Annotated in this window: 11 protein-coding genes; 2 read left to right on the plus strand and 9 right to left on the minus strand. The window is 24.2% G+C overall.

Annotated elements, in window-relative coordinates; all coding sequences use genetic code 4:
- Position 1: 1 nt before the first annotated feature.
- Genes LQ356_RS03380 through LQ356_RS03390 form a run of 3 tightly spaced genes read right to left on the minus strand, consistent with a single transcriptional unit; the run spans position 2 to position 4,866 of the window.
- Positions 2-1,873, minus strand: a complete 1,872-nt coding sequence (locus tag LQ356_RS03380; RefSeq protein ID WP_405311529.1) for an ABC transporter ATP-binding protein — start codon at positions 1,871-1,873, stop codon at positions 2-4.
- Positions 1,866-3,671 carry an ABC transporter ATP-binding protein gene (locus LQ356_RS03385; protein WP_405311530.1) on the minus strand — a complete coding sequence of 602 codons (1,806 nt, stop codon included), beginning with the start codon at positions 3,669-3,671 and terminating at the stop codon, positions 1,866-1,868. The genes LQ356_RS03380 and LQ356_RS03385 overlap by 8 nt, the downstream gene beginning before the upstream one ends.
- A 10-nt stretch (positions 3,672-3,681) precedes the next feature.
- The gene (locus LQ356_RS03390) at positions 3,682-4,866 is read right to left on the minus strand and encodes an acetate/propionate family kinase (protein ID WP_405311532.1); all 1,185 of its coding nucleotides are present in this window, start codon (positions 4,864-4,866) and stop codon (positions 3,682-3,684) included.
- Positions 4,867-4,983: 117 nt separating this feature from the next.
- Here LQ356_RS03390 and LQ356_RS03395 point away from each other — a divergent pair, with 117 nt between their 5' ends.
- Complete coding sequence (locus LQ356_RS03395; protein WP_405311534.1) at positions 4,984-5,811, plus strand: deoxyribonuclease IV; 828 nt, start codon at positions 4,984-4,986, stop codon at positions 5,809-5,811.
- A 53-nt stretch (positions 5,812-5,864) separates the two neighbouring features.
- On the opposite strand, the gene LQ356_RS03400 is transcribed toward LQ356_RS03395, so the two are convergent.
- From LQ356_RS03400 to holA, 6 genes are all read right to left on the minus strand, one after another.
- Positions 5,865-6,905, minus strand: coding sequence for a M24 family metallopeptidase (locus LQ356_RS03400; RefSeq protein ID WP_405311536.1), 1,041 nt, complete (start codon positions 6,903-6,905; stop codon positions 5,865-5,867).
- 18 nt (positions 6,906-6,923) lie between these two features.
- Entirely contained in the window at positions 6,924-7,076 is a 153-nt protein-coding gene (gene rpmG / locus LQ356_RS03405) for a 50S ribosomal protein L33 (protein ID WP_405311537.1), read from the minus strand.
- A gap of 81 nt (positions 7,077-7,157) precedes the next feature.
- The gene (gene pgsA, locus LQ356_RS03410) at positions 7,158-8,090 is read right to left on the minus strand and encodes a CDP-diacylglycerol--glycerol-3-phosphate 3-phosphatidyltransferase (protein ID WP_405311539.1); all 933 of its coding nucleotides are present in this window, start codon (positions 8,088-8,090) and stop codon (positions 7,158-7,160) included.
- Entirely contained in the window at positions 8,090-8,647 is a 558-nt protein-coding gene (locus tag LQ356_RS03415) for an MHJ_0274 family protein (protein WP_405311540.1), read from the minus strand. Before LQ356_RS03415 ends, pgsA begins: the two co-directional genes overlap by 1 nt.
- Positions 8,648-8,709: 62 nt before the next feature.
- Positions 8,710-10,236: an alpha-amylase family glycosyl hydrolase gene (locus LQ356_RS03420; protein ID WP_405311542.1), complete on the minus strand. Its 1,527-nt coding sequence runs from the start codon at positions 10,234-10,236 to the stop codon at positions 8,710-8,712.
- A gap of 16 nt (positions 10,237-10,252) precedes the next feature.
- The gene (holA, locus tag LQ356_RS03425) at positions 10,253-11,215 is read right to left on the minus strand and encodes a DNA polymerase III subunit delta (protein ID WP_405311544.1); all 963 of its coding nucleotides are present in this window, start codon (positions 11,213-11,215) and stop codon (positions 10,253-10,255) included.
- 88 nt (positions 11,216-11,303) lie between these two features.
- Here holA and LQ356_RS03430 point away from each other — a divergent pair, with 88 nt between their 5' ends.
- A complete protein-coding gene (locus tag LQ356_RS03430; protein ID WP_405311546.1) occupies positions 11,304-12,032 on the plus strand; it encodes a YebC/PmpR family DNA-binding transcriptional regulator in 729 nt (242 codons plus the stop codon).
- Positions 12,033-12,119: the final 87 nt, after the last annotated feature.

Here is a 12,119-nt window from a genome sequence, read left to right on the forward strand (position 1 = left end):
ATTAATCTTCAGAAAATGAAGAGTTGTATAGTTTTTCATAAAATCCTTTTTTAGCCAAAAGTTCTTTATGATTACCTTGTTCTACAATCTCACCATTATTAACTACTAAAATTCTATCAGCATTAACTATGGTTGATAAACGATGAGCTATTATAAAGGAAGTTTTCCCTTTCATTAAGGAAAGCATTGCATTTTGAATGTTTTTTTCTGTTCTTGTGTCAACATTTGAAGTTGCTTCATCTAAAATTAAAATTTTTTTATTGGCAATAATTGCCCTAGTAATGGCAAGAAGTTGTCTTTGCCCTTGTGATAGATTTTGCCCACCTTCTAAAATTATCTCGTTATATCCATTTTCAAGATTAGTAATAAATTCATCAGCACGTGATATTTTAGCGGCTTCCTTAATTTCAGCATCTGAAGCGTTTTGATTAGCATAACGTAAATTTTCCATAATTGAAGTTTTAAATAAAAATGTATCTTGTAAAACTATTGATATGTTTTCACGTCATGATTTTTCATTTATGTCGCTTGATTTATACCCATCAATTAATATTTCTCCACTTAATGGCAAATAAAATTTGCTTAGTAAATTAATTATAGTAGTTTTACCTGCTCCAGTAGGGCCTACAAAAGCAAAAACTTGACCTTTTTTGGCTAAAAATGATGCATTTTTAAGTTGTAAATCATTTAGATTGTTAGTATATGAAAAGTTAACATTTTTAAATTCTATTTGACCTTCAACATTATTTAGTAAATCTAATTTTTCTTCATTAATTGAAGGTTTTAATTTTGAAATTGCAATAATTCTCGTTGCAGAGGTAATTGCTATTTGAATTGAACCAATATTTTCAAATAAATTATTAATTTTAATTGTCATAAATCTAATATAGATACTAAATGATGTTAGTATGCCGACAGTGATTTCTTTCCCTGAACCTGAAGGAATTTTTCCCAATGCAAAAATAACACCAATCATTGAAATTAAAAATTGCAATAATGTTGTTGCTGCATGAGAATATGGTCAAACTATTCCTGTATATAATGAAGCCTTGAAAGACGATTTAAATAAATGATCATTTTTTGATTTAAATTCTTTATTAATATTTTTTTCTTGATTATATGCTTTGATTAAATGTTGAGCAGCTAAATGCTCTTCAATATATCCATTAATTACTCCGACCCTTTTTTGTTGTTTATGTCACTGTGGAACTGCTTTGGTTAAAAGTATCCCTACAAAAAGAAATAAAATTGGAAATAATGCTAAACATATTAATGTTAAATATGTAGAATAATAAAACATAAAACCTAGTGAAATTATTAGTGTGAAAAAAATATTAAATATAAATGGTAATGAGCCCGAAAGTCCTAACATAACATTATCAATATCATTAGACAATACTGACATTATTTCACCTTTATTTGATTTATCGAAAAATGAAACCGGCATTTTCATTAATGCTTTATAAGCATCACTTCGCATTAATTTAGCAGCAATTAAGGATGCTTTATTCGCTAATAATTCATTAATTAAATTAAAAATATGATGAAATAAATATGTTAAAAACATAATGCTTAATCCAATTATAAATTTTGAATTGCTAAAAGTTCCCCCAACTTTTAATTGATTAAATCCTAATGCATAATCAACAACAAAACCAATTAAAAAAGTAGACGTTGCCAAAAAAATTGATGATAGAAAATTAAGAATAATTATTGATACAAATATTATTTTTTTATAATTAATATATCAAATAAGTTTCTTAAAACTTTCTTTTCTGATTTTTCTTGTTTTTTCTTTATATTCTTTTTTTTCAGTTGGAGACATATCCTTAACTTTTTTTGCAGAATATAATGGATCGATACTATTATGCATTATTATCTCCTAACTGAGTAGATGCTATTTCTTTATATAAATTAGATTTTTTCATTAATTGTTCATGTGTTCCTGATGCTGAAATATGCCCATGATGCATCACAATTATATTGTCAGCATCTATAATTGATGAAATTTTTTGAGATATTATTATTAAAGATATTGGTGATTTCTTAAATCTATTTTTAATATTTTGGATTACAGTTTTTTCAGTTTTATTGTCTAAAGCGCTTGTTGAATCATCAAGAATTAAAATTTTAGGATTTCTTATAATTCCTTGAGCAATTGAAAGTCTTTGCTTTTGACCCCCAGATAAATTAACACCTTTTTGTTCAATTTTATGTTCAAATTTTTGAGAAAATTTATTTATATAATCATAAGCACAACATATTTTCGTTGATTCAATTATATTTTTCTCATTTGCGTTAGGATTAGAAAATAATAAATTTGATTTTATTGTTCCACTTAAAATTAATGGAATTTGATAAACATGAGATATGTTATTATTTAAAGAATTTGAATCAATTTCATTAATATTATTACTATCAATTAATATTTCACCAGATTCAATTTTAAAATCATGGCTAATTAATTTTGCAATTGTTGATTTGCCAGATCCAGTTGGGCCAATAATTCCCAAAGTTTCACCTGGATTAATTTTAAAAGAAATGTTATCTAATACATTTTTTTCACTATTAGAATAGTATTTGAAATTAACATTTTTAAATTCAATAGAACCATGTGTTATTTTTTTATTAGATTTTATAAAAGGAATATCAGGTGATATATCTAAAATTTCAAATATTTTTTTAGATGAAATTACTGCACGATAAACATTTAACATTGTAAAAGAAGTCATAATTATTCCAAATGTAACAAATGATATGTAATTAATAAAAATATTTATATCAGTGATCAATTGAGCATGTTGAGAAATATTTTTAATAATACCAATGTTAGAATAACCAACAATTGCTAATATAAAAACTGAAGCAATATTTGCTGCAAAAAAGACAAAATTAAAAGTTATAGAAAAGCCATTTCATATTTTTTTAGATGTATTAATTTGATTTAAATTAGCATTTTCAAATTTATTTTCTTGCAATGATTCTAAATTATAAGATTTAATAACTTTTATACCTAAGACATTTTCTTGACTTTGAACATTAATTTCTTCATTATTTTTTTGTTCAAGTTTAAATTTTTTATTTAATAATATTGCAGCAATTGAAATTGTAATTATGATTAAAGGAACCATTACTGCAAATGAAATTGATAATTTTAAATTTGTTAATAAACCTAAAATTAATCCAACAATTAAATTGGTAGGACCAATTATTAACATTCTAAGAGTACTAATAATTCCTGTTTGAATTCTTTGAATATCAATTGTAAAACGCGTCATTATTTTTGCATTAGTAAATAGTTCAAGGTCTTTTTGTGATAATTTTTCAATATGTTCTCACAAATATAATCTAATATCTCTTGCTCCTGCTGCTGAAACAAAATTGCCTAAATATGAAGCGCCTAATGCTGATGCTAAGGCAATTAATAATATAACAATAAATGAAACAATGATTCAAGTTAAACTTTGTTTTACATTTACAAAATTAAAAGTTATTTTTAAAATTTCAAATTTTATTGGGGAATTATCATTAATTCTTCCAACAAGTGAAATTATGAGTCCAAAAAAATTAGGTAAAATTAGAAATGCAAAAACATGTACTATTGTTAATAAAGAAGTACAAAAAGAAAGAAACTTATATTTTGGTTTTAACAGTTTAAATATTCTAAGCATTATTTTTGAATTATTTAAATAATTCTTTTACCTCATTTGCAATGTATATTTCTTCATTAGCTTTAACAACATAAATTGGCATATCGCTATCACTAGATGAAATTAATTTAAAATCTTGATAATAATCATCTGTGTTAAGTTTTTGATCTAATTTTAAATTAACAATGTTTATTCCTGATATTATTGATTCTCTAACATCATAATTATTTTCTGCAACTCCTGCTGTAAATACGATAGCATCAATATTATTTCCAATCTTGTTTATATATTTAACTAAATAATCAACAATTTTTGAAATATATAAATCATAAGCAAATTGACATTTTTCATCATTATGTTTTCTTTCCCTAATGTCACGCATATCAGATGAATAATCTGAGATACCTAATAATCCGGATTTTTCATTTAAAATTTCCATAACTTCAGATATAGCTAAATTTTCATGTTTCATTATATAAGGAATTATTGATGGATCAATATCGCCAGAGCGAGTTCCCATCATTACTCCTGCTAATGGAGTAAATCCCATTGAGGTATCAATAGATTTACTATTTTTTATTGCACATAAACTTGCACCATTACCAATATGTAAACTAATGATATTAACATTTTTCTTATTTAAAATTGATTGCATTTTTTGAGTTATGTAATGATGATTTAAGCCATGAAACCCATACTTTCTAATGTTATATTTATTACATAAATTAATATTAATTGGATATGTATAAGCAACTTTATCTAAAGTTTTATGAAATGATGTATCAAAATGTAAAGACATTTTAGCATTTTTAAAAATTTGTTTGAATGCTAAAATTGCTTCTATTGCACCGGGATTATGTACAGGAGCTAAATCAATTGCTTCTTTAAGAAAATTAATATTTTGCTCAGTTACTAAGCATGTTTCTTGAAGATGTGGTCCACCGTTAACGATTCGAAATGCAAGATTGCTAATGTCACTATATTTTTCAATGACTTCTTTTTCTTCTCATTGTTTCACTAATTGTTTAACAGTTTCTAAAAATGAAGGTAATGGTAAATTTTCTTCAAATTTTTGACCATTAAAATTTAATAATAAACTACCTTGTTTCATTTTTATTCGTTGTGCAATTCCTTTAGCTTCTTGTTCTAAATTATTACTAAAAAGCGTTCATTTTATTGAACTTGAGCCAGCATTTATTATTAAAATTTTATTCATTTCATTCCTTAGTTTTATTTATTTATTATAAATAAAATATATATTAATTTTAATTTATATGAATTTTTTTGTAATAAATAATGTTAAAATTTTTTTAAACAAAAAGGAGTAAAAGCAATGATTAAAATCGGAAGTCATGTTTCATTTAAAAAACCTAATTATTTAATTGGTGCCATTGAGGAAAGTATTCAAAATGGTGCAAATTCAGCAATGATATACTTAGGACCTCCGCAAAGTTCTTTTCGTGTTAAACCATCTGAATATAAATTCAAGGAATATTTAGAAAACTATAAAAATATTATTAAATCTGAAGACATTATAGTTCATGCTCCCTATATCATTAATTTAGCTAACCCTGATAAAAAAGAATTTTCTACTAATTTTCTAATCGAAGAAATAAATAGAGCAAATTATATCGGGATAAAATATCTTGTTTTACACCCAGGAGCATATACAAAATATAATAAAGAAACCGCCCTAAAAACATTGATAGAAAGTCTTAATTTTGTTATATCAAAAACTGAAAATGTCATTATATGTCTAGAAACAATGGCAGGTAAGGGTACTGAAATTTGCACAAATTTTGAGGATATATTATTTGTTATTAATTCTATTAATAGCAAAAGAATTGCAATATGTTTAGACACATGTCATATTTGAGACGCTGGATATAATATTAAAAAATATGAACAATTTAAAAAAGAATTAATTGATAAAAAAATAATTGACAAAATAAAAGTTATACATTTAAATGATTCTTTAAATGATTTAGACTCTCATAAAGATCGACATGCTAATATTGACAAAGGTTTTATTGGTCTTGAAACCTTAAAAAAAATTGTCCATGACAAAGATTTTGATAATATTCCAATCATTTTAGAAACTCCATATATTGAAGGCATTTCACCATATAAAGATGAAATAAAATTATTACTAAATAAATAATTAGTATAAAAAAACTAGTATTTTTAATACTAGTTAATTCTATAAATAAATTATTATTTGTAATCTTCAGGACGACTTAGTACTTGAGAACCGTCTTTTGTAACTAAAACTGTATCTTCAATTCTAGCTCCACCAACATTTTCAATATAAATTCCAGGTTCAACAGTGATAATCATTCCTTCTTCCAAAATTGTATCACATGCGGAATTTACATATGGCAGTTCATGAACATCAATTCCAACACCATGTCCAGTCGAATGAGTAAAGAATTTACCATAACCTTGTTTTTCAATATAGTCACGACAAATCTTATCAATTTCTTTAGTAGTAATACCTGGTTTTACAGCTTCACGTCCTAATTTTTGAGCTTCAATAACTGTGTCTAATACTTTAATTAAATCCTGATTTTTTGGTTTCCCAAAGAAAAATGTTCTTGTTATATCGCTAGCTCAACCTGCAAATTGCGCACCAAAATCCATTTTTACAATATCACCTTCAGCTAATTTACGATCGGTTGGATGGTGATGAGGTTCCGCTGCGTTAGATCCAAAAGCGATTATTGATTCAAATGATTCTTTTTCGGCACCAAATAGTCTCATAATGTAACCTAATTTATTTGAAACTTCAAGTTCAGTCATACCAACTTTTAAAAGTTTTTTAACTTCTTCATATGCTTGAAGTGAAATTTCACAAGCTTCTTTTACCTTTGCAACTTCTTCAGCATCTTTTTTAATTCTAAATTGTTGACCGTTAACTTGAATAAATTCAGTTTTTGGAAGCATTTCTTTAAATGATTCAAATGTACCTAATTTCAAATAATCTTTTTCAACTGCAACTAATTTATAGTTTTTTTTCTTTAAAAATTCAGATAGTGTGCCTTTTTCTAACAATTTAATGTCAACATTTTTTGCATTTTTTGTTGCATATTCAATATAACGACCATCAACAAATAAATAAGCCTTGTTTGGTTCAATAATTAAATATCCATCACTTGTTTGAACATTAGCAAATCATAAACGAGTTTGAGGACTTTCTGAAATAAAAGCATTTGCTTTTGTTTCAGTAAAAAATTTATTTAATTCATCTTTTAACATAATCTTTTCCTTATTAAATTATTTCTTTTCTTTATGCATAGTATGTTGATTACATTTTGGACAATACTTAGTTACTTCCATTTTATCGGGATGAAGTTTTTTATTTTTTTTAGTAATATAATTTTCCATTTTGCATGTTTCACATCTTAAAGTTAAACCTTCTCTTGGCATTTTTACTCCTTATAAATTATTTATTTCTATATTATATTTTATATTTAAGTTTTACATATTATAAATTATATTAATGTTTAATTATTCAAATATTTCAGTTTTAGAAAAATCAATTTGGTCTGAAGTTTTTTTAGATTCTTTTTCCAACATTTCATCATTTGATTTATTTTTTTCTTCTTCAGTATCTTTTTTAGGTTCTAAATCTTTATCAACCTCAATATTGATTTCTACGGTAGGACTCGCTTTTATAGTTTCAAATAATTGAGTTGCATTTTGTTCTTTTTCGCTTAATTCATTTTTGATACCTTTTAGATATTTAACCATATAAATTATTCCACTAACTCAAGCAATTATTAAACCTACTATTAAAGGTAAATTAACATATAAAAGTTTTACAGGATCAGCAATGGTTGTTTCATTTCCGTTAGAATCTTTTATAACTTTTGTAGCATTTATTAATCATGGTGCACTAAATGCTAAAGCAACAATAGCAAGTGAAACAATAATAGTTTTTATTTTGCCTCATATATTAGCGCTAATTGTAGTATTTTTTCTAATTGCATACACTCTTGAACCGTCAACTAAAATATCTCTAACTATAAATAAAACTAATAATGGCAGATAACTAAATCCTAATATTGCTAAAAACATTAACATTAATGTGGTTGCTACTTTATCAGCAATAGGATCAAATATTTTCCCAAAAGTTGATTCAGTTTTGTGCTTTCTTGCATAATATCCATCAACAAAATCAGTTATCATAGCAATAATGAATATTGAAACATTTATTCAATACAAAAGTGAAATTCATAAAGGATGATTACCTTTTAGTAAAGCTCCTTCATAATGAAAATCATATTTATATTTAAATTGTAATGTAAATACTATTGACATAATTGCAATAAATGGAATCATTAATATTAATCTTACAACAGTCAATCAATTAGCAACACCGAAACCATTTTTTTTAATTGGACTTATTATTTTCATTTTTTTATTTTCTAATTTTGTCATTATTTATCCTCTTTATAATATTGATCTTTTATTGATTTTTTAACTAATTCTTGATAAGTTGTTTTATGTTCAGAATCAGGTATTTGTGAATATTGTTTTTCAAAAAAATCTAATGATTCTTTAGCCTTATTTTCCCATAAATTACATCCTATACCTGCTATCATTTCAGAATGCTTAACAAATTCATCATATTCAGAATTTTCTAAAAATGATTTTGAAAAATCTTCCCTTTGCAATAATTTAAGTGTTAACTTAGCTGCACCATTTTTAATTTGGCCCATAGTTTTTTCACTTAATGATGGTTTAAATTCGCTTAATTCTTTTTTAGCAAATTGTATTATTTCATAAAACGACACAACATAATCATAAAATAGTTCTTTAGTTTCATTATTTTTTTTCAATTGGAATTTAAGTTCTTTTTTCTTAATAATTTTTTTCTTCATCGCTTTTCAAACAATATATCCAATTAAAATAACAAATAATAATGCTAATATAGTATAGACAGCAGCGGATGCTAATGGACTACTATTAGATGTATTATTATTTCCATTATTCATGTTATTAATCCTCTCAATATTCAATATATATTATTAGAAATTATACTATTATATAATAATAGTTATTCTATTGACTTAATTAAAATTAAACTTTCAAATGGATTTAATATTTTTGGAACTTCTGTGTATATTTTATTGCCATAAGAGCTAAGCAAAAGTTTGTAATTATTAACATATTTACTTTTAATAGTCTGACTTGACAGATTAATTAGAAACAATAAAGAGTTTGCACTATTTTTTCACTTAATTTTAATTAGTTTAAATTTCCTTAAAAAATTAATTCTTAACTTAAATTTATTTAGTTTCTCTTTTAATTCTGAATTAAAAAATATTTTAATAAGTGATAAATAAAAATTAAGAGGACTAGTAGAATTATTTAATTCACTTTCAACATTATTGTTTTTATAATTCAGTGCAGGAGAAGAATTATATTTTGATACATTCGAAAACCCTGAATTATTCGAATTATCTCAGCTCATTAATGAATTTGCATTTTCAGGTGAATGATATTGTTTAGCAAGTTTATATGTTTCATATGAAATATTTAGACTTTCATAAAATCTTTTTTCTTCATTAGACTTATTTTTGTTTTCATTCGCTTCTATTCATAGTGAACGTAACATGCCAAGTTCATCTCCATAATATAAAGAAAGTGAATTTTTACCACCAAATAATGTTAATAAAAAAGTTTTAGCAGCCTCATAATTATAAGCACGTTCATCGCCCCACATTGAATTTATTCTACCTGAAAAATTTGAGCTTAATCCTAATATACATTGCGTGTTAAAAATAAATTTTTTATATTGTTTAGCAAACATTTTAAAATCAAGACCTATTTTTGCTTTATAAGGCATTTCACTATTAATTCCAATTGTTGAAAAATAATTTAGATATAAATAATCAAAACATTTATTTTTATTTTTCATAATCTGATTAATAGTTTTTTTATTATAAGCATTAAATTTAAGTATGATGGTAGAAGAAGGGTTTATTCTTTTAATCATTTTATATAGATCTTCAATTTTTTCAAATTTGTTGCTATTTTTTTTATTATGTGAATTAAATAAAAACTCAAAATTTTCAAGAGCAAATTTCTTTATGCCACATTCGTTATAAAAATTAATAATCTTGTCAAAATATAAAATAAAATTAGCTAAATCAACAATATTGTTATTTGGATTTATATTATTATTAAGAATATATTTACTATACATTGAATTTCAATCAATTTCTTTAGTTGTATCAAAACTATCTGAATATAAATGCATCATATTTTTTCAATTTAAATATGTTTGTTTTAAGTTTGACAAATCGATAATTGGACATATATTAATTTTATTTTCATGATAATTTTTAATTGTAATTAAAAAATCATTTAATGAGCCATATTTTGTATTAATCTCATCTAAATTTTCAGCATTTTCATAATTTTTCAAAATATCATCAATAAAAACCCAATCGATTTTCAATTTCTTCAAATAATTAAGTTTTTCATTAAAACCATTAAAATCACCAATTCCATTGTTTGATGAATCCTTAAATGTTTTGATATTTAATTGATATGCAATAATTCTTTTTTCATTTATCATAATTCCTCATACCTATCTAAGCTAATAAAGTTAGCATAAAAGTTTTAATTCCCAAATTTTCATCAATTAATCCTTTTTTAATGTCAACATCGAGTTGTGCAAGAGATTTAATTAATTTTTTAATTGTTTCATATCCTACTTTTATTACAAAAGAATCTAATAATTTTACTCTATAAATATTAATTCCGCTTTTTTGAGCAACATCTTCTAATGAATCTAATTCTAATTTTAAAAAATAAATATACTGAGTATCATACAAAATTCTTGTTATTTGCTCTAATATATTAATACCAGTACTTCCAAAATTAAGTTGTTCATAAAATTTTCTGAATATGTCAGCAATATTTCCGTATTTTATCAAAGCATTTGAAAAAGCTCATTCAATATTAGAGGATAAACTTAGATTGTTATCAATTATCATTGAAGAAGTTATATTTTTATTTTCAATCAAAAGTTTATCAATTTCATTATTAATAAGAGATAAATCATTCGGTAAAAACGATAAAAATTCATGCAATACATAACTATCAATCTTTCCACCTTTTGATGATATTAATTTACTTACAAATTGAAACACTTCACGATCATCAATTTTTTTGACATTAAAATTAATAGCTTTTTTTTCGATATATTTAAAAATTGGCGAAGGAACAAAATTAGGATCGTTTTTCTCAATAAATTGTGAAAAAATTATTTCAGTATTTTCATCAATATTATTTAATTCAAGTAAAAACATATCAATAATATTTTTATTAATTTTTGTTTTCTCATTTAGAAAATCCATATTTTTAAAGATAATTAATTTATTTGTTGAAAAGATATCAATATTTGATATTGCAACAATAATATCTTCAAAATTAGCATGTTCAAAAAAACTTATCACTTTAAGCGATTTATTTTTTTTAGCAAGTTCTGATTTTATTTCTTCAATTTTAGAATCAATAAAATAATTTTCATTACCTTTTATTAAATACATCATAATCAATATATAAATTATATTAATATTTAGCAAGATTATCAATTTTGTTATAATTTAGAAAATAATTTATTGATTTGAGGTTAATAATATGTCAGGACATTCAAAATGAGCTACAACAAAGGCACATAAATTTGCGCAAGATGCAAAACGTAGCAAAATGTTTCAAAAATTTTCAAAAGAAATAATGGTTGCTGCAACTATTGGAGGGCCAGATCCAGATGCTAACCCCTCATTAAAATTAGCAATTGCTAAAGCTAAATCTAGAAGTATGCCAAAAGCAAATATTGAAAAAGCCATTGCTAAAGTTAAAGGCGGAGGTAAAGAAGGAAATAATTACCAAAGTTATTTATATTCAGGAACAGCGTTTGGTGGTGTTAATTTTTTAGTGAGTTGTTTATCAGATAATTTCAACCGCCTTGCATCAAATATGAAACATTATTTTAATAGAGTAAATGGTAATCTAGGAAAGCAGGGTTCAGTTCCTTATGTTTTTGAACAAAAGGGAATTATTGAAATACCTTCTAACATTGCCTCTGAAGATGATGTTATGATGTTAGTATTAGACGCTGGTGCCTTGGATTTCCAAAACGAAAATGGTAACTATATAATTTATACTGAACCTAATATGTTTTCTAAAGTTAAGCAAGCATTAGATGAAACATTTAAAATTGAAAATTACATAACTTCAGAAATTACATATATTCCCAACTCTTTTGTTGATATTCCTGAAGATAAAAATGAACAAATTGAAAAATTTATTGATAGTCTTGAAGATGATGAAGATGTTCAAGAAGTATTCCATAATGCTAATTTTTAGCAAAATGGAATTTTTTGATAAATTAAAGGTCTTAATTTCACAAATTTTTACCAATTTTTAACTTTATTCCTTATCTTTTATTATCCT

The sequence above is a fragment of the Metamycoplasma faucium genome (genome assembly GCF_045160055.1).
GTDB classification, from domain to species: Bacteria; Bacillota_I; Bacilli_A; order Mycoplasmatales; family Metamycoplasmataceae; genus Metamycoplasma; species Metamycoplasma faucium.